This is a genomic window from Streptomyces sp. NBC_00252, from assembly GCF_036187565.1.
Classification (GTDB): Bacteria; Actinomycetota; Actinomycetes; order Streptomycetales; family Streptomycetaceae; genus Streptomyces.
Genome location: NZ_CP108087.1, coordinates 6,363,537 through 6,380,317, shown reverse-complemented (window position 1 = coordinate 6,380,317; position 16,781 = coordinate 6,363,537). Strand labels below are relative to the sequence as shown.

Below are 16,781 nucleotides of genomic sequence, written 5' to 3'. Positions count from 1 at the left end.
CATGGCTCCACCAATTGGGAACGACAGACACACATCCGGTCACACGCCGGGTCACACCCGCCGGGCACTGCTCGCCGGGGTGGCGGCGGCAGGTGCGCTGGGCGCGGCCGGCTGCAGTCGGGTGGCCACCGCGTCGACGACGAACGGCGGTGATCTGCTCGCCCGGCTGAAGGCGCAGGGCGTCGTACGGCTCGGGATAGCGGGTGAGATCCCGTTCGGGTACATCGACAAGGACGGTCAACTGACCGGTGAGGCACCGAAGTTGGCGGAGGCGATCTTCAAGCGGCTCGGCGTCGACAAGGTGCAGCCCGTGCCCACCGAGTTCGGCTCGCTCATACCCGGCCTGAACTCGCAGCAGTTCGACGTCGTGGCCGCCGGGATGTACGTGACCCCGGAGCGCTGCGCGCAGGTCATCTTCGCCGACCCGGACTACCAGGTGCTGGACGCCTTCGTCGTCCGCAAGGGCAACCCGAAGGGGCTGCACAACTACAAGGACATCGTCGCGAAGAAGGCGAAGTTCGCCACCGGCACCGGCTACGCGCAGATCCAGCACGCCGTCGACTCCGGGTACCAGCAGAGCGACATCCTGATCGTCCCCGACCAGGTCGCGGGGCTGAACGCCGTGGAGGCAGGGCGCGTCGACGTCTTCGCCGGTACGGCGCTCACCACCCGCGCTGTCGTGCAGAAGTCCGCGAAGGCCGAGTCGACCACGCCCTTCGCCCCGCTCGTCGACGGGAAACCGCGCATCGACGGCGGCGCCTTCGCGTTCCGGCCGACCGAGACCCGGCTGCGGGACGCCTTCAACGTCGAGCTGCACAAGCTCAAGAAGAGCGGGGAGCTGTTCCGCATCCTGCGGCCCTTCGGGTTCACCAAGGCCGAGATGACGGACCTCACCGCGAAGGAGCTCTGCAGCGGATGACCTCCGGCCTTTGGGAACTCGTCCTCAAGGGGGTCTGGACCACCGTCCAACTCCTCGTGTTCAGCGGGCTGCTGGCGACCGCCGTGGCCTTCGTCGTGGGCATCGCCCGCACCCACCGGCTGTGGATCGTCCGCTTCCTCGCGGGCTTCTACACCGAGGTGTTCCGCGGCACCTCCGCCCTCGTCATGATCTTCTGGGTGTTCTTCGTCCTCCCGGTCGCCTTCGGCTGGCAGCTGGTCCCCCTGTGGGCGGGCACCCTCGCGCTCGGTCTGACCTACGGCGCGTACGGCACGGAGATCGTGCGCGGCGCCCTGAACGCGGTCGACCCGGCGCAGCAGGAGGGCGGGGTCGCGCTGAGCTTCACGCCCTGGCAGCGGATGCGGCTGATCCTGCTGCCGCAGGCGATACCCGAGATGATCCCGCCCTTCTGCAACCTGCTGATCGAACTCCTCAAGGGCACCGCCCTGGTCTCGGTCATGGGCATGGGCGATCTCACCTTCAGCGCCAACCTGGTGCGGCTCGCGCTGCAGCAGAGCGCGGAGATCTACACGTACGTCCTGCTGATCTACTTCGTGATCGCGTTCGCCCTCACCCGGCTGATGCGCGGCCTGGAGAAGAAGCTGAAGGCGGGCATCGGCAAGGGGCCCGTGAGTACTGAGACCCAGCGGGGCCGGACCGTGGGCGTCGGAGGTGGTGTCTCGTGAAGTGGGACTGGAACGCCGTGAGCGATTTCATGCCGTACTTCTGGGACGGCCTCAAGGTCACCCTGCAGATCCTGGTCCTCGGATCGCTGATCTCGTTCGTCCTCGGACTGGTGTGGGCGCTGCTGATGCGGACGCCGACGCGCTGGGTGCGCTGGCCGGTCGGGATCGTCACCGAGTTCGTCCGGGACACCCCGCTGCTGGTCCAGCTCTTCTTCCTCTTCTACGTGTTGCCCGAGTGGGGCCTGACCTTCTCCGCGCTGACCACCGGTGTCTTCGCGATCGGGCTGCACTACTCGACGTACACGATGCAGGTCTACCGCGCGGGCATCGAGGCGGTGCCCGTCGGCCAGTGGGAGGCGGCGACGGCGCTGAACCTGCCGGTGCGCAGGACCTGGACGGCCGTGATCCTGCCGCAGGCGATCCGCCGGGTGGTCCCGGCGCTCGGCAACTACGTGATCGCGATGCTCAAGGACACCCCGATCCTCATGGTGATCACCGTGCTCGAACTGATGGGCCGGGCCCGGCTGTTCTCCCAGGACCACTTCCAGTTCACCGAGCCCATCACCGTGATCGGGGTGGCCTTCATCCTCATCTCCTATCCCGCCTCCCTGCTGATCCGAGCCCTGGAGCGACGCCTTGTCCGCTGACACGCCCCTGACGAAAGAACCCGACGCCAACGCCAACCCCCCGGTGGACGGCAGCGAGTTGATCCGCCTGGACCACGTCACCAAGCGCTTCGGGTCCAACACCGTGCTCGACGACCTCGACTTCTCCGTGGAGTCCGGCAAGCACGTCACCCTGATCGGTCCCTCCGGGTCGGGCAAGACCACGATCCTGCGGCTGCTGATGACCCTGACCAAGCCGGACGAGGGCACGATCACCGTCGACGGGGAGCAGCTCTTCCCCGCGCCCGAGAAGCAGGTCCGGGAGATCCGCAAGAAGATCGGGATGGTGTTCCAGCAGTTCAATCTGTTCCCGAACATGACCGTGCTGCGCAATGTCACCGAGGCGCCGGTCACCGTCCTCGGCCTGCCCAAGGAGGAGGCCGAGGCGCGCGCCCTGGAACTGCTCGACCTGGTCGGCCTCGCCGACAAGGCCGGCGCCCGCCCGACCCAGCTCTCCGGCGGCCAGCAGCAGCGTGTCGCGATCGCGCGGGCGCTGGCGATGCGGCCGCAGATCCTCCTGCTGGACGAGGTGACCTCCGCGCTCGACCCGGAACTGGTCGCGGGCGTCCTCGACGTCCTGCGGGACATCGCCCGCACCACCGACATCACGATGCTCTGTGTGACCCACGAGATGAATTTCGCCCGGGATATTTCAGACCAAGTCCTGATGTTCGACTCGGGAAAGGTCATCGAATCGGGATCGCCGGAGCAGATCTTCGGCGATCCGGAACAAGAACGGACCCGGGAATTTCTCGGCGCCATTCTTTGACAATTATTCAACTACGTCAGGTGAGCAATCGAACACCCAAGGTCCACGTCACGGGGCATGACCGAGGCATATGCCAAAGGATTCGCGCCGCAGTTCGGAGGGTGTAGAGAGGCCCACATTCTCGCCAACAGCCGCTCCACATCGGCCGTTTGACAGCTATCGTGGAAGGGATTCGCTGTCCGGTATCACGGTCCAAAAAGCGAGCGCAGGGAGAAACACCGTGGCGCTGATGCACGAGCCGACCGCGCCTTACCACTCGGTCCAGGACGCCCTGCGCATCCTGGAGACAGTCGCCGGGCACACGACCGGTGTCACGGACACCGAACTCGCCCGCATCACCGGCCTCGGCGCCGACCGCCTGACGATACTGCTGCGGACCCTGCGCCGCGAGGGCTACGTCGAGCAGCTCACCGACGGCGCGTACATCACCGGCGAGTCCCTCAGCCGGCTCGGCTCCGCGTCGGGCCGGGAGCTGGCGGTGCGCGAGCAGATCCAGCGGACCCTGGACCGGCTGCGGGACTCGCTGGGCGCGGCGGTCTACGTCAGCCGGTACGTCGACGGCGAGGTCACGATCACCCAGTACGCGGCCGGGCCCACCACCCCGGCCGTCAACGAATGGGTCGACTTCCGCGTCTCCGCGCACGCGACCGCGCTCGGCAAGAGCCTGCTGGGGCAGCTCGATCACAACGGCCGGCGGGACCATCTCTCCCGGCACAAGATGGCCCGCCTCACCTCGCGCACGATCACCAGCGACCGGCTGCTGCTCTCCCGCCTGGAGACCCAGCCGCCGACGGTTCCCCACCTCGACCTCCAGGAGTACGCGGTGGGCACGGTCTGCGCGGCCGTACCGATCACGGCCGGCTCCTCGGTGGGCTGCCTCGCCCTCTCCCTCCCGGTCGAGCACGCCCACCGCCTGCGCCAGGCGGCCGACACCCTGAACCGCGAGGCGGGCCCGGTCCTTCTCTCCCTGGCCATCTGACGGCTGCCCCGAGGTTGGTCCGAAGCACCCCTCCGGACCAGGTAGTATTTTCTCGTCGCCCTCCGCGAGACACAGATCCAGCGGAAGGCGTGAGTCACGCGCCGCTAGCTCAGTTGGTTAGAGCAGCTGACTCTTAATCAGCGGGTCCGGGGTTCGAGTCCCTGGCGGCGCACGATGACGATGGCGAGGTAGGTCCGCGGAAAACGCGGACCTACCTCGCCATCGCTGTGTCCTCCGGGGTCAGCCGCCGATAGGCCGCTTCCCCCGGCGGCCGCCACCACACCGGATCGGCACAGGCGACCCCCTCCCGCCGCAGCCCCGCCCGGTGGATCTTGTTGGTCGCGGTCACCGGCATCCGCTCCACCACCCGCACGAAGCGGGGTGCCATCTTCGTGCCCAGATCGGGCTGGGCGAGGAGGAACTCGGCGAAGTCGAGGGGGTCGAAGCGGCCGGCGACGGTGGCCATGACCTGGTCGCCGGTGACCGGGTCCGGTACGGCGTAGACGGCCACGGCGTCGGCGCCGTCGTAGCGGGCGAGGATGTTCTCGATCATCGCGGCGGCGAGGTTCTCGCTGTCGACGCGGAGGCGGTCGTCGGTGCGGCCGGCGAAGTAGAGGTAGCCGTCGGTGTCGCGGTAGAAGAGGTCACCGGTCCAGTACCAGCCCGCCCTGCGCCGCTCCGCGTCCGCCTCGGGATTGCGCCAGTACCCCTCGAAGGGGTTGGGCCCGCGGTTCACCAACTCCCCTATCGCCGCTTCCCCGTTGAGCAGCCGCCCGGCCGAGTCGTAGTCCGCGGGCGGGCATTCGGCCCGCGTCTCCGGATCGAGTACGACGAGTCCGGGCGCCGCCCGCCCGACCGCCCCGGCCGGTGTCCCCGGCGACCACTGCACCGCGGCCCCGCCCTCCGAGGACCCGTACCCCTCCACCAGCCGCACCCCGAACCGCCGCTCGAACGCCGCCGCGTCCACCGCCCCCGCCTCCGTGCCGAACCCCATGCGCAGCGGGTTGTCCCGGTCGTCGGCGCGCTCCTCGGTGGCCAGGACGTACTGCACGGCACGGCCGACATAGGTGAAGTACGTGGCCCGGTACTCCCGTACGTCGTCCAGGAACCGCGACGCCGAGAACCGCCGCCGCAGCGCCACCCCCGCCCCGGCCACCAGCGCGGGCGCCCAGTCGGCGATCACCGCGTTGCCGTGGAACATCGGCATGCAGATGTAGTGCACGTCGTCCGGGAGCACCCCGAAGCCGTCGACCAGGGACTTCCCCGCCGCCGCCAGCCGGCCCTGGGTGCAGATCGCGGCCTTCGGGGCGCCGGTGGAACCGGAGGTGAAGTAGAGCAGGACGCGGTCGTCGGGGGTGGCCCGGCTGAAGGCGTCCGGTCGCGCGTCCGCGTAGGGGGCGAGGAGGTCGGTGTAGGGCTGAGTGTCCGTCACCAGCACGTCCACGTACGGTAGTTGCAGGCCTTCGAGGAGCGGGAGGTGGGTGTGTTCGGTGACCAGGATCCGGCATTCGGTGTGCAGGATGTCGCGGGCCAGTTCGGGGCCGCGACGGGTGGGGTTGATGCCGGCGACGGCCGCTCCCGCGAGGGCCGCCGCGCTCAACCACAGGGGGTATTCAGGGGTGTTGTCGAGCAGGACGCCGACGTGGGGCGGTGCGCCGGGCGGCAGCAGGTCGGTGAGGAGTGCGGCTCTGGCCGCGGCGCCGGCCGCCACCTGGTGATGGGTGAGCATGTGCTTCCCGCACCACAGTCCCGGGCGGTGGTCGCCCCACCGCGCCTGGACGAGTTCCGCGACGGTACGCCTCGTGGACTCCATGCAGGCGCACGGTAGTTGACGTACCGTCAGATGTGGAGGCTACGGGCTCAGGAAGTCGTCGGCCGCCGAGAACATCTCGTGGACCACGAGCATGAAGCCGATGCAGAAGGCGATGAAGACACCGAGGAACACCAGCACGCAGCCCGTGCCGGCGGCGAGTTTTCCTCGGGCCGGGGCGTGGGCGGTGGCGTGCTCGGGGTGGTCGGCCGTGTAGTGGACGGTGACGATGTCGCCCTCCAGGACCGTCCCCGGGCCGTTCGGTTCCTCGAAGCGGACGGTGCGACCCTCGGGGGTGGTGAACTCGTAGACGTGGTGCAGGGTCGTCGACACCATGGTGTCCCCGCCGCCGCTGGTCGTCGTGTACGTCCGCAGACAGCGGCCCTCGGCCGTGAGGCCGCTGTTCCAGGCGCTGCTGACCCGCCGCGAGCGGCGGACCACGGCGACCGCGCCGAACACGACCAGGGTGATCATGAGCAGAGGTATGACGTAGAACAGCGCTTCCATGGTGTCCCCCGAGGTCAGGTACCGCTTGGTGGAGGGAACCTACCCGCGGGGGACACCGGACTGTCTCAAGCAATGCTCAGAAGGTGACGTCCGAGCAGGAGTAGAACGCGTTGGCCGTGTCCGAGATCGTCCACACCGCGACGATCACGTGGTGGCCGGAGAGGCCGGACGGCAGCGTGCCGGTGTGGGAGATGGTGGACGACGAGGGGCGCTGACCGTTGTAGGGGACGGTGAGGAACGGGGTGGTGTTGAGGTCCGAGCGGGTCAGGTTGTGGTTCTGGTTCCAACCCGCCTTGGTGACGTAGTACTTGAAGTCCGTCGTGGCGTGGATCGCGGTGAACTGCCAGCGGAACGTGTACGACTGACCACCCGTCACCCTGGTCGTCGGCCACGCGGCGCCGGACGGCGCCTTCGGTGCGCTGAGCTGGGCGAAGCGGCTGATCCCGGCGTTGCAGATCTGGCCGTCGGCGGGACCTGTCCCCGGGAAGCCCTTGGGGCCCTCGACGCTCTGCGGCTCGTACTGGATGTCACCGCAGTTCGTCACCGTGCCGTTGGCGCAGAGCTTCTGCCTGCTGATGGGGAGGTCGGTGTAGCCGTGGCTGCTGGCGGCCCCGGACGAGAGCACGATGGCCCCGGCCGTGGTGAGCCCGAGCACACCGGCGTACCACTTGGTCTTTTTGCGCATGCTGCCGCTCCTGGAGAACGTGTGGGGAGTTCCGTGAGCCGTGCAGGTCTAGACCAAGTCCCAGATTATTGCCCTTACTTGACCGTGTCCATACCGCTCACGGCGCGGCTTCTCCCCGTCCCGAGCAGAAGGCGACGGTCAAGTCCTTCACCAACGCCTTGCGTTCGTAGTCGTCCAGCTCCACCAGACCCCGCATGGTCAGCCGGGTCACCGTGTCCTCCACGGAGTCGACGACCGACGTGAGCATCGTCGCCCGCTGCTGCGCGTCCAGCGTGGCGATACGGCGCCGGGTCATCGCGGCGGCGACCTCCGGGGCGTACTCCACCCGGACCGGGCGCACCGAGAACACCTCGATGCCGACCGGCGCCGCGTCCCCCGCGACCAGCCGGGTCAGCGCATCGGCGGCCAGATCGGCGGCGCCCTTCGCGCCACCACCCGGCGGCTCCACCGGCACCCGGGCCAGCGCCGCCTCCACGCACTCGCGCAGATACGTCTCGTGGTCCTCGACCCCGAGCGTGGCCCGCGCGGTGTCCCGCACCCGCCACACCACCAGCGTCACCACCCGCAGCGCGACCCCGTTCGCGTCGGCCGCCGGCATCGGCTCACCGCGCCAGTGCCGCAGCCGGACGTCGACCCGGCGGCGCAGCAGCAGCGGGTTGACCCACATGAGGCCGGTGCGCCGGACGGTCCCCCGGTAGCGGCCGAACAGACCGAGCACCCAGGCCCGTCCGGTACGGCCCCGGGCCAGCCCGCCGAAGCCGAACAGGCCGAGCGCGCCCGCCCCGGCGTACGCGGCCCACTGCGCGGGACCGAGTCCGGCACCGGCGTAGAACGGCAGGCGCAGCGCCTCCGTCGCGAGCGGGGGCAGGACGCCCGCCCACCACGAGGTGACGAGGCAGCCGGCAAGGCCGCAGGAACCGGCGAGCACGCCCGCCGCCCCCGGGAGCACCCGCGCGGGGCGTTCCGCCAGGTCGGGGTCGACCTCCGGGGCCGGGCGCGGCTTGGCCGGGATCGGGCGGCGGAAGCGGGGCTGCTCGCCGGTGCCCTGCCGGCGCGCCACGACCGCGGGCCTGAGCGGGACCGAGACGGGGTCGGGGTCGTCGCGGAACAGCAGGTGGACGGGGATCTCGGTGGTCGCCTCGTTCTGGATGAGCCGCGCGGGACGGGTCGGTCCCTCGGGCGGCCCCTCGTTCTCGGGCGTCTGTGAAGTGGTCGTCGTACTCATAGGTGCCTCCAGCCTCCGCGCCAGATGCGTCATGACAGTGCTTGGGTGTGTGGGGCTCACGAGAAGAGGCGGCGCCAGGTCTCCGGGCCCGGGTAGCCGTCCGCCGCGCCGCCGCGCCAGCCCTGGGCGCGCTGGAAGGCCTCGACGTTGCGCCGGTCCGGCTCGCCCCAGCGCGGACCCGGGCCGGTCGTGTAGTACTTGCCGAACCCCTTCTTGACCAGCTGCTTTCCCAGCTCGGTGACGTACTTGTTGTTCGCGCCGGGACGGAATGCGGCCTTGCCCGGGTAGCCGGGGACGCCGTGCGAGGACGGTGCGGGCGGGCCCGCCGCTCCCACCGGCACCGTGCCGCCGACGTTCTTGCCCTTGCCGGTGACGAGCAGTGCCCAGGTCTGCGGGCCGGGCAGGCCGTCCGCGTCCGCGCCGGTCCAGCCCTGGGCGAGCTGGAAGGCCTGGGTGGCCCGGCGGTCCGCGTCCGACCAGCGCGGGCCCGGACCCGAGGTGTAGTACGCGCCGGCGCCCCGGGCGACGAGCATCGTGCCGAGCTGGGTGACGTACTTGTTGTCGGCGCCGGGGCCGAAAGACGACGCTCCCGGATACGGCGTGGTCGTCTTGCCCGCGTCCACCGGCGTCACCGGGGGGACCCCTTCCGTACCGCCCGTCACGCCCTTGTAGCGGTAGGGGACATAGCTCTCCGAGTGGCTCCAGTACGCGTACGGGGTGGACTGGCGGCGGGCGTGCGAGGGGGTCTCCTCCAGGGCGATGTAGTAGGTGTGCGTGTAGTCGGTCCAGCCGCCGAAAATGACGACGTGCGAGCCTTTCTCGGGGTTCGCCAGATTGTGGAAGAGGAGAATGTCGCCGGGTTCCAGTTCCTCCTTGGTGATACGCACCCCGTACTGGTCGAGACTTCCGGTCCATTCGTTCCCCGGCAGCCCCCAGGCCATCGAGACGAACCCCGAGCAGTCCTGCCGGTAACCGTCGGACCAATACGCGTTCATGCTGTACGGCACCTGCGCGGCGATCCAGGTCTTGGCCCGGTTGATGATCTCCGCGCGGGTGGTCGTGGGGGCCTTGACGGCACCGGCCGGTTTGCCGCCCGGGCCGTGGAGGGGGGCTTTGCTGCCTTGCGGGGTGGCGGGTTCGTCACCGTTGTCACCTGCGGGGACGCCGGGTCGGGCGGGTGCGTGGGGGGCGGCCGCGGCCGGTGCGGTGTGCCCTGCGGTGAGCGCGGCGGACGCGGCGGCGGCGATCACGAGGGCCCGCTGGGCGGCGAGGTGACCGCCGGTGCGGCCGGCCGTGGAAGATGACAGAAGGCGTCGCCGCTGAACGCATCCGGGGCAGTCGCAATCGCTCGCGGGATCGAATTCCTCGAATACCGGAGTCTCCATGCGATGCCCCTCACACTCCAGGTGGAAATATCCGCGCTCGTGCACGTCCGCCAGTTTCTCAACTGTCTTCCGGACTCGCATGTTGACGGTCCGAATGATGTACACCGGCCCGGGCGCGGGGAGGCGGGTGGTCCGGAGCACCCTCCACCGTCCGGTAGAGTTGTGCAGGTCAGCAGGCGCCGCTAGCTCAGTTGGTTAGAGCAGCTGACTCTTAATCAGCGGGTCCGGGGTTCGAGTCCCTGGCGGCGCACAGACAGCAGGGCCCTCCGCATCGCGGGGGGCCTTTTGCGTGGCCGGCGTCTCCGGGTGCCGGCCAACATCCGTGCGGGCGGAACACAGCTCTCCCCCCGTTTGGCCGGATACCCTCTGGCCATGGCAGCCCGTGACCTGCAGGAGCGAATCAAGAAGCTCATCCTCGACCGTCGGCTGCCCTCCGGGGCCCCGCTGCCGACCGAGCCCGAGCTGATGGTGTTTCTCGGCGCGAGCCGGAACTCGGTGCGCGAGGCGCTCAAGGCGCTGCAGGCGGTGGGGATCGTCGAGATCCGGCACGGGTTCGGGACGTACGTCGGCCCGATGTCGCTCGCGCCGATGGTCGAGGGCCTCGCGTTCCGTACGGTCGTCGGGCACAACCGGGGCGAGGACAGCCTGCTCCAGCTGCTCGAACTGCGGGAGGCCGTGGAGTCGGGCCTCGTCGCACGGCTCGCGGGGCGGCTGCCCGAGCGGGACCTGGCCGAACTCGACGCGCTGGTACGGCAGATGGAGCGGGAGGCCGCCGAGGGGATCGGCCTCGCGGCCACCGACCGCGCCTTCCACGCCACGCTCTACCGGGGCCTGGACAACGCCCTGCTGAGCGAGGTCCTGGACGCGTTCTGGGACGCCTTCCACCGCGTCCACACCGACCTCGCGACCGGCCCCCAGAACCCCGAAGTCACCTGCCGCCAGCACCGGGAGATCCTCGACGCGGTCCGCTCCGGGGATGCGAAGCGTGCCGAGAACGCCATAAGAGAGCACTTCGACAACGTGCGTACGAGACTGTCCACAGCCGTGCCGCGTGATCCCCGGGCCCGCCCCGATGAACGCGTACGACCGGTGAGCCCTTCGGGGAGTTGACGCTCGCGCCCGCTTCAACGCGTGAGCGGACACCGGGGTGTTGTCCACCGGCCGTTACTCCTCGCTCCCTTTGGGTAGGTGCGCGCCGGGAGAGGGAAGGGCGGCCGTCATGGAGCACACGACCCGGGAGGGGCGGCTCGCCGCGGCTCTGGTGGAGGTCGCCGACACCCTGACGGACACCTTCGACACCGGGGACTATCTGCGGCGGCTGTCCGATCACTGCGTGGAGCTGGTGTCGGCCTGGGCCGCCGGGGTCATGCTGATCGACGCCGGTGAGCCGGTGTCGCTGGCCGCGAGCAGCCGCCGGGAGGACGTCGCCCTCGATCTGCTGGCCGCCCAGCACTCCGGCGGGCCCTGCCTGGAGAGCTACGGCTCCGGGCGCGCCGTTCCGCCGGTGTCGATCGGCGTGGCCCACGCGGCCGCCCGCTGGCCGGAGTTCACCGAGCGGGCGCTGCGGCACGGCATCGCGGCGACCTTCGCGGTGCCGGTGCGGCGGCGGGACACCCTGCTCGGCGCGCTCAACGTGTTCGTGCCGACCGTGCCCGACAAGGCGTCCGGCAGCGGGCGTTCGGAGGTGCTGGTGGCGCAGGCGCTCGCCGACGCCGCCGCGCTGGGCCTGCAGAACCAGCGTGCGTACACCCAATGCCGTTCCCTGGCCGGGCAGTTGCAGGAGGCCCTGTCGAGCCGGGTACGGATCGAGCAGGCCAAGGGGATGCTCGCCGAGCGCTGGCAGGTCGGCACCGACGAGGCGTTCGGCGCGCTGCGCGGGCATGCGCGGCGGCACCGGATTCCGCTGGACCGGGTGGCCCGGTCGGTGATCGAGGGGGCGGTGGACGACACCGGGCTGCGGCCAAGTCCTTAGACCTGGAGGGGACTTGGCGAGCAATCCGGTCGGGGTGCGAGGGGAGATCCATGCGGGCCCGGCGGATCGACAGTGACCATTGCATATGACACAGAGCAACTGGCGTGGGACATGGCGTCATTTGCCCTCTAGGCCCGGACACTCATTCGTTCTAGAGTCTTTCCCAACGGCCCCAGCCCCCGGCCAGAGTCCCTATCACTCACGGGTTTTCCCAGACCTCCCGCGCCGTTCGCCGGGTTACTCCCGCAGCCCGTGCGCGTGCGGTTGAGGACCAGCCCGGTCGGCGGCTTCAGGGGGGAGCGGGTCGTCGGCCGGGCCCGGTTGTCACAGTCCGGTGCCGGTGAGATAGGCGGAGACGATCACGTTGGCCGTGTAGCTGCGGCTGGCCCGGTCGAAGGAGCCGCCGCAGGTGATCAGCCGGAGCTCGGCGCGGCCCGACTGCCGGGTGCCGTAGGCCTGTTGGGCGTCGAAGTGGTCGCGGGTCAGGACGCGGACGTCGTCGACGGTGAACTCGGCGACCTTGCCGTCGTCGCGGATCACCCGGATCGTGCGGCCCGGGCGGAGCGTGCTGAGCTTGTAGAAGACGGCGGGGCTGGTCTCGGTGTCGACGTGCCCGACCAGCAGCGCGGTGCCCGCGGCTCCCGGCCGTACCCCGCCGCCGTACCAGCCGACCACGCCGGGCTGGTCGAACGGCGGTGGGTCGATCGCGCCCTGTGCGTCGAGCGGGCGGGCCACCACCGGCGCCTGTACGGCGAGTTGGGGGATGTCGATGCGCTGGGGCAGCGCGTTGTCACCCAACGGCTTGGCGGGGGGCGGGAGTTCGGCCTCCGGGGGCCGTCCGACGGCCGCCATGTCTCCGGTCGCGGGCGCGGATATGCCCTGCCGGATGTCGGTGAGGTCCTGCCCCCACAGCCACAGCCCGAGCAGCAGCACGGCCCAGGCGACCCCGGTGAGCAGCCGTCCGGTGCCGGAGGAGCGCCCGTGCTCGGCGGGCCTGTCGTGATCGAACATGGCGGGTCAGCCCGTCCTGCGGCTCCGGCGGGCGCTGCGCAGCGCCACGGCCGCCGCGGCGACACCGGCCAGCAGGAGACCCACCACCGTCTGCGCGGTCCCGGGACCGGCGGCCCGCACGTCCACGGCCGCCATGTGCGCCGTACCGCCACCGCCCGCGTGCACGGGGGCGACGGGCGAGGCGGGCGGCTGCTCGGAGGGCTGCGCCGTCGGGGACTGGGACGCGTTCTCCGCGACCTTGATGGCGCCCTTGACCGTCAGGCTCCCGCAGGTGATCTTCACGTCGTAGCTGCCCGGCTCCAGCGTGCTGCGGACCCGGGTCTCGCCGGCGAGGGTGCCGGACGCGCCCGCGAGTTTCGCGTCGGCGACGAAGGCGGCCGAGGCCGCGGTGCCCGTCGTACCGGCGCAGCCGCTGATCCTGAGGGAGACGTCGGCGCCGGGGGCCGGGGAGGCGGGGGTCACCGAGACTCCGCCTCCGTCCGCCGCGTACGCCGTGGGGGTGAGTGCCGCGAGGACCACCGCGGCACCGGCACAGAGAGTGACTTTCAGTGAACCCATCGTGAACCTCCAGATATCTGGAGACTCCTCCTCGCCGCCCCCGCGCGCATCCCTGACGGCGTTCCGTTGCTCCGAACGGGCGAGTCAGGGGGTGATCGGGTTCAGATGCGGTCGACCAGGTCCGCGATGGAGTCGACGACCTTGGACGGGCGGTACGGGAAGTTCTCGATCTGCTCGGGCCGGGTCAGGCCGGTGAGCACCAGGAACGTCTGCATCCCGGCCTCCATGCCGGCCAGGACGTCGGTGTCCATGCGGTCGCCGATCATCGCGCTGGTCTCGGAGTGCGCGCCGATCGCGTTCAGGCCGGTGCGCATCATCAGCGGGTTGGGCTTGCCCGCGAAGTACGGCTGCTTGCCGGTCGCCTTGGTGATCAGGGCGGCCACCGCGCCGGTCGCGGGCAGCGGGCCCTCGGTGGAGGGGCCGGTCTCGTCCGGGTTGGTGCAGATGAAACGGGCGCCCGCGTCGATCAGCCGTACGGCCTTCGTCATGGCCTCGAAGGAGTAGGTGCGGGTCTCGCCGAGGACCACGTAGTCGGGCTCGTGGTCGGTGAGGATGTAGCCGATGTCGTGCAGCGCGGTGGTCAGCCCCGCCTCGCCGATGACGTACGCCGTGCCGCCCGGGCGCTGGTCGTCCAGGAAGCGGGCGGTGGCCATCGCCGAGGTCCAGATCGACTCGACCGGCACCTCGAGGCCCATGCGGCGCAGGCGCGCGTGCAGGTCGCGCGGGGTGTAGATCGAGTTGTTGGTCAGCACCAGGAAGGGCCGGCCGGACTCCCGCAGCTTCTTGAGGAAGGCGTCGGCGCCGGGGATCGGCACACCCTCGTGGATGAGGACACCGTCCATGTCGGTGAGCCACGATTCGATGGGCTTGCGGTCTGCCATGTGCTCTGTCTCCTGGCGTTGCGTGTCTGCGGTGGGCGGGGGCGCCGGAACCGCGCCGTACCGACGCCCCCCACCCTAGTCAGGACTGGCTCAGCCGGACTCCGTCGATCACCCAGTACCAGTTGTTGCCGCCGGTGTAGCGGAAACGCAGCCTGGCCGTGGTCACGCCCGCCGGGATCTGCAGGGTGACCGTCTCGGTGCGCGAGGGCACGTCGGCGGTGTAGGTGCGGACGGAGACGGGGGCCGCACCGTCGTAGGAGACGAGGACCTCGCCCTTCTGCGGGGACTCCTGCCGGTAGTACGTGGTGTACGTGAGGGTCGCTCCACGGCCGCCGGTCACCGGGTAGGCCGGGCTGACGAGGGTGGAGTCGAAGGTGCCGGAGACCGTCTTGTCGTTCCACTCGTCGCCGTCGGCGACCGCGAAGACGTTGCGGGCGCGGACGTTGGACTCGCGGCTCTGGTCGCGCTGGGCCTGGGTCCAGAACTCGTCGGTGGTGAAGGACCAGCCGCGCCACTCGGTGACCCCGCCGGTGCCCATCGCCGAGTTGTCCACCGACCAGCCGGCCGGCGGGGTGTGGGTGAAGCCGAGGACGCTCGCGGGAATGCCGGTCTCGTCGACGCGGGCCGTCAACTTGCCGCGCAGGGCGTCGAATTCGTCCGGCTGCGGCTGCTGGAGCGGGCGCCCGTCCAGCCCCCACGCCGGGTCGATGGCGACGCCGAGGTGGGCGAGCGCGGAGACGGCGACGTCGGGCATCTTCACGTCGTACCGCACCGAACCGGCCGCCAGGGTGGGCCCGTTGGCGATCAGGAAGGTCTGCCGCTCCTGGAGCGTGGAGCCGCCGTGGCCACCCGGGTCGGTGTGGCCGTGGTCGGCGGTGACCATGATCAGCCAGTCCTCGCCGGAGTAGGTCGGCCGCGCCTTCAACGCGGCGACGATCTGGCCGAGTTGGGCGTCCGCGGTGTGGATCGCGTCCAGGTACTGCTGGGAGGCGGCGCCGTAGCTGTGGCCCGCGTGGTCGATGTTGTCGAGGTGCACGAACACCGCGTCCGGGTTGCCGTCCCGCAGCTGCGCGACCGCGCGGGAGGTGGTGCCGGTGTCGTACTCGGCGCTCGGGGTGGACACCCGGGTGTCCACCTTGGCCGAGAAGACGGTGTCGGTGATCGGCGCCCAGGATGCGACGGCGTAGGTCACGAGCTGCGGCTTCGCCGTCTCGACGCGGGTCAGGAAGTCGGGGTACCTGGTGAACTGGGCGCCGGTGAAGGCGTTGTCCTTGACGAGGTGCTTGTCGGGCCAGACCCCGGTGATGATCGTGGACCAGCCGGGCCCGGACAGGGTGGGCGCGAGCGGGTCGGCGTAGATGCTGCTGGGCGCGGTGAGCCCGGCCGCCATCAGGGCGTCCAGGTTCGGGGCGTCGGCGTCCTTGATGCGGGTGAGCAGACAGCCGTCGAGTCCTACGACCAGGACCTTGGGGGTACGGGTCGCGGCGCGGGCGAGCGCGGTGAGCGGGCCGGCGGTGGCGGCGACCGCTGCGGCGGAGACGAGGAACGTACGGCGGGACATGCGGGACGACACGGGGACCTCCGTAGGTGACGGGTGGTTCGACTGCCGGTGCCTGAAAGGACGTTGACTCAGCTGCCGGTGGCGGACTGCCAGTCCTCGACGTACGACGTCAGGTTCTTCTCGATGTCCGCCCAGTCCGGCTGGAAGACCTCGACGCCGGTCATCAGCTTGGTCAGGGCGGTCGCGTTGGCGTCGGTGGCCTTGACGTCCTGGCGGGCGCTGAAGCCGCCGCCGATCGAGCTGACCTGCTGCTGGGCCTTGGCGCCGAGCATGAAGTCGAGGAGCTTCTTGCCGTTGGCGCTGTGCGGGGCCTTGGTGACGAGACCGGCCGCGTACGGGAGGGCGAAGGTGGTGGGCTTGCCGCCCTGCTTCGCCGGGAACCAGATGCCGAGGTTCGGCATGGTCTGGGACTGGGCGTAGTTCATCTGCACATCGCCGTTGGCGACGAGGAGTTCACCCTTGTCGACCTTGGGCGCGAGCTTGCCGGTGGAGGCGGACGGGCCGACGTTGTTGGACTGCAGCTTCTTCAGATAGTCGAGCGCCGCGTCCTTGCCGCCGAAGTCGTGCATCGCCTTGATCAGTACGGCGGTTCCGTCACCGGCGACACCGGGCGTGGAGTACTGGAGCTTGTTCTTGTACTTGCCGTCGAGGAGTTCGTCCCAGGTGGTGGGCGCCTGGGTGAGCTGCTTCTTGTTGTAGACGAACCCGAAGTAGTTGTTGACGACCGACGTCCAGGTCCCGTCGGCGGCCTTGTCGGCACCGCTCACCTGGTCGGCGCCGGCCGGCGTGTACTTCTGCAACAGCCCCTTGCTGTCGGCCTGTTGGATGAACGGCGGCAGGGTGACGAGGACATCGGCCTGCGGGTTGCTCTTCTCGCGGACGGCGCGCTGCACCATCTCGCCGGAGCCGCCCTCGACGTACTTGACCTTGATGCCGGTCTGCTTCTCGAAGTCCTTGAAGATCTCGTCGTACCAGCCGTCGCCGTTCTCCCCCTTGAGCCCGTCCGCGCTGTAGACGGTGACGACCTTGGCGTCGGAGGCGGCGGAGGTGCCACCGCAGGCGGTGAGCAGCGGGGTGGCGCAGAGCGAGACGGCTACGGCGATCTTGAGCGTGGTTCTGGGCATGGCGAGGCCAACTCCTGGCGTGGTGA

General features: G+C 70.2%; 17 protein-coding genes and 2 tRNA genes. 9 read left to right on the top strand and 10 right to left on the bottom strand.

All coding sequences use genetic code 11. From position 1 onward, the window contains the following. Window position 1: 1 nt before the first annotated feature. The 6 genes from ehuB (at window position 2) to OHT77_RS28255 (ending at window position 4,208) form a co-directional block, all read left to right on the top strand. Window positions 2-919 carry an ectoine/hydroxyectoine ABC transporter substrate-binding protein EhuB gene (ehuB, locus tag OHT77_RS28280; protein ID WP_328831235.1) on the top strand — a complete coding sequence of 306 codons (918 nt, stop codon included), beginning with the start codon at window positions 2-4 and terminating at the stop codon, window positions 917-919. Further along, window positions 916-1,623: an ectoine/hydroxyectoine ABC transporter permease subunit EhuC gene (gene ehuC, locus OHT77_RS28275; protein WP_328831233.1), complete on the top strand. Its 708-nt coding sequence runs from the start codon at window positions 916-918 to the stop codon at window positions 1,621-1,623. The genes ehuB and ehuC overlap by 4 nt, the downstream gene beginning before the upstream one ends. Continuing rightward, complete coding sequence (ehuD, locus tag OHT77_RS28270) at window positions 1,620-2,270, top strand: ectoine/hydroxyectoine ABC transporter permease subunit EhuD (protein WP_266769030.1); 651 nt, start codon at window positions 1,620-1,622, stop codon at window positions 2,268-2,270. The genes ehuC and ehuD overlap by 4 nt, the downstream gene beginning before the upstream one ends. Then, entirely contained in the window at window positions 2,260-3,057 is a 798-nt protein-coding gene (ehuA, locus tag OHT77_RS28265; RefSeq protein ID WP_323185334.1) for an ectoine/hydroxyectoine ABC transporter ATP-binding protein EhuA, read from the top strand. Before ehuD ends, ehuA begins: the two co-directional genes overlap by 11 nt. A 220-nt stretch (window positions 3,058-3,277) precedes the next feature. Continuing rightward, complete coding sequence (locus OHT77_RS28260) at window positions 3,278-4,036, top strand: IclR family transcriptional regulator (protein ID WP_328831232.1); 759 nt, start codon at window positions 3,278-3,280, stop codon at window positions 4,034-4,036. 98 nt (window positions 4,037-4,134) lie between these two features. Continuing rightward, window positions 4,135-4,208 (top strand) — tRNA-Lys (locus OHT77_RS28255). A gap of 39 nt (window positions 4,209-4,247) precedes the next feature. Here OHT77_RS28255 and OHT77_RS28250 read toward each other — a convergent pair. The 5 genes from OHT77_RS28250 to OHT77_RS28230 all read right to left on the bottom strand — a co-directional run bounded on the left by OHT77_RS28250 (window position 4,248) and on the right by OHT77_RS28230 (window position 9,648). Then, a complete protein-coding gene (locus OHT77_RS28250; protein WP_328831231.1) occupies window positions 4,248-5,849 on the bottom strand; it encodes a long-chain-fatty-acid--CoA ligase in 1,602 nt (533 codons plus the stop codon). A 39-nt stretch (window positions 5,850-5,888) separates the two neighbouring features. Then, entirely contained in the window at window positions 5,889-6,353 is a 465-nt protein-coding gene (locus OHT77_RS28245; protein WP_328831230.1) for a DUF3592 domain-containing protein, read from the bottom strand. 76 nt (window positions 6,354-6,429) lie between these two features. Further along, window positions 6,430-7,038 carry a lytic polysaccharide monooxygenase auxiliary activity family 9 protein gene (locus tag OHT77_RS28240; RefSeq protein ID WP_328831229.1) on the bottom strand — a complete coding sequence of 203 codons (609 nt, stop codon included), beginning with the start codon at window positions 7,036-7,038 and terminating at the stop codon, window positions 6,430-6,432. 97 nt (window positions 7,039-7,135) lie between these two features. Then, complete coding sequence (locus OHT77_RS28235; RefSeq protein ID WP_328831228.1) at window positions 7,136-8,263, bottom strand: SPFH domain-containing protein; 1,128 nt, start codon at window positions 8,261-8,263, stop codon at window positions 7,136-7,138. Between the two features lie 56 nt (window positions 8,264-8,319). Continuing rightward, complete coding sequence (locus OHT77_RS28230) at window positions 8,320-9,648, bottom strand: peptidoglycan-binding protein (RefSeq protein ID WP_328831227.1); 1,329 nt, start codon at window positions 9,646-9,648, stop codon at window positions 8,320-8,322. Between the two features lie 176 nt (window positions 9,649-9,824). Here OHT77_RS28230 and OHT77_RS28225 point away from each other — a divergent pair. The 3 genes from OHT77_RS28225 to OHT77_RS28215 all read left to right on the top strand — a co-directional run bounded on the left by OHT77_RS28225 (window position 9,825) and on the right by OHT77_RS28215 (window position 11,620). Beyond that, window positions 9,825-9,898: transfer RNA gene (locus OHT77_RS28225), tRNA-Lys, on the top strand. A gap of 122 nt (window positions 9,899-10,020) precedes the next feature. Next, window positions 10,021-10,758, top strand: a complete 738-nt coding sequence (locus OHT77_RS28220; RefSeq protein WP_328831226.1) for a FadR/GntR family transcriptional regulator — start codon at window positions 10,021-10,023, stop codon at window positions 10,756-10,758. Window positions 10,759-10,867: 109 nt separating this feature from the next. Beyond that, window positions 10,868-11,620, top strand: coding sequence for a GAF and ANTAR domain-containing protein (locus OHT77_RS28215; protein WP_328831225.1), 753 nt, complete (start codon window positions 10,868-10,870; stop codon window positions 11,618-11,620). A gap of 324 nt (window positions 11,621-11,944) precedes the next feature. On the opposite strand, the gene OHT77_RS28210 is transcribed toward OHT77_RS28215, so the two are convergent. From OHT77_RS28210 to OHT77_RS28190, 5 genes are all read right to left on the bottom strand, one after another. Continuing rightward, on the bottom strand, window positions 11,945-12,631 hold the full coding sequence (locus tag OHT77_RS28210) for a class F sortase (RefSeq protein WP_328831224.1): 687 nt from the start codon (window positions 12,629-12,631) through the stop codon (window positions 11,945-11,947). Window positions 12,632-12,637: 6 nt separating this feature from the next. Further along, window positions 12,638-13,189 carry a hypothetical protein gene (locus OHT77_RS28205; protein WP_328831222.1) on the bottom strand — a complete coding sequence of 184 codons (552 nt, stop codon included), beginning with the start codon at window positions 13,187-13,189 and terminating at the stop codon, window positions 12,638-12,640. Between the two features lie 101 nt (window positions 13,190-13,290). Continuing rightward, complete coding sequence (locus OHT77_RS28200; RefSeq protein WP_328831221.1) at window positions 13,291-14,070, bottom strand: HAD-IIA family hydrolase; 780 nt, start codon at window positions 14,068-14,070, stop codon at window positions 13,291-13,293. A gap of 79 nt (window positions 14,071-14,149) precedes the next feature. Next, a complete protein-coding gene (locus OHT77_RS28195; protein ID WP_328834363.1) occupies window positions 14,150-15,631 on the bottom strand; it encodes an alkaline phosphatase family protein in 1,482 nt (493 codons plus the stop codon). 68 nt (window positions 15,632-15,699) lie between these two features. Then, window positions 15,700-16,755 (bottom strand): 2-aminoethylphosphonate ABC transporter substrate-binding protein, encoded by a 1,056-nt coding sequence (locus OHT77_RS28190; RefSeq protein ID WP_328831220.1) that lies wholly within the window; start codon window positions 16,753-16,755, stop codon window positions 15,700-15,702. Between the last annotated feature and the right edge of the window lie 26 nt (window positions 16,756-16,781).

Bases quoted from the DNA above. Each gene is read 5' to 3' on its own strand.
- ehuB (WP_328831235.1), top strand. From the start codon at position 2: ATGGCTCCACCAATTGGGAACGACAGACACACATCCGGTCACACGCCG.
- OHT77_RS28210 (WP_328831224.1), bottom strand. From the start codon at position 12,631: ATGTTCGATCACGACAGGCCCGCCGAGCACGGGCGCTCCTCCGGCACC.
- OHT77_RS28195 (WP_328834363.1), bottom strand. From the start codon at position 15,631: ATGTCCCGCCGTACGTTCCTCGTCTCCGCCGCAGCGGTCGCCGCCACC.
- OHT77_RS28245 (WP_328831230.1), bottom strand. From the start codon at position 6,353: ATGGAAGCGCTGTTCTACGTCATACCTCTGCTCATGATCACCCTGGTC.
- OHT77_RS28250 (WP_328831231.1), bottom strand. From the start codon at position 5,849: ATGGAGTCCACGAGGCGTACCGTCGCGGAACTCGTCCAGGCGCGGTGG.
- OHT77_RS28205 (WP_328831222.1), bottom strand. From the start codon at position 13,189: ATGGGTTCACTGAAAGTCACTCTCTGTGCCGGTGCCGCGGTGGTCCTC.
- OHT77_RS28200 (WP_328831221.1), bottom strand. From the start codon at position 14,070: ATGGCAGACCGCAAGCCCATCGAATCGTGGCTCACCGACATGGACGGT.
- OHT77_RS28240 (WP_328831229.1), bottom strand. From the start codon at position 7,038: ATGCGCAAAAAGACCAAGTGGTACGCCGGTGTGCTCGGGCTCACCACG.
- OHT77_RS28220 (WP_328831226.1), top strand. From the start codon at position 10,021: ATGGCAGCCCGTGACCTGCAGGAGCGAATCAAGAAGCTCATCCTCGAC.
- OHT77_RS28215 (WP_328831225.1), top strand. From the start codon at position 10,868: ATGGAGCACACGACCCGGGAGGGGCGGCTCGCCGCGGCTCTGGTGGAG.
- OHT77_RS28230 (WP_328831227.1), bottom strand. From the start codon at position 9,648: ATGGAGACTCCGGTATTCGAGGAATTCGATCCCGCGAGCGATTGCGAC.
- OHT77_RS28235 (WP_328831228.1), bottom strand. From the start codon at position 8,263: ATGAGTACGACGACCACTTCACAGACGCCCGAGAACGAGGGGCCGCCC.
- OHT77_RS28190 (WP_328831220.1), bottom strand. From the start codon at position 16,755: ATGCCCAGAACCACGCTCAAGATCGCCGTAGCCGTCTCGCTCTGCGCC.
- ehuC (WP_328831233.1), top strand. From the start codon at position 916: ATGACCTCCGGCCTTTGGGAACTCGTCCTCAAGGGGGTCTGGACCACC.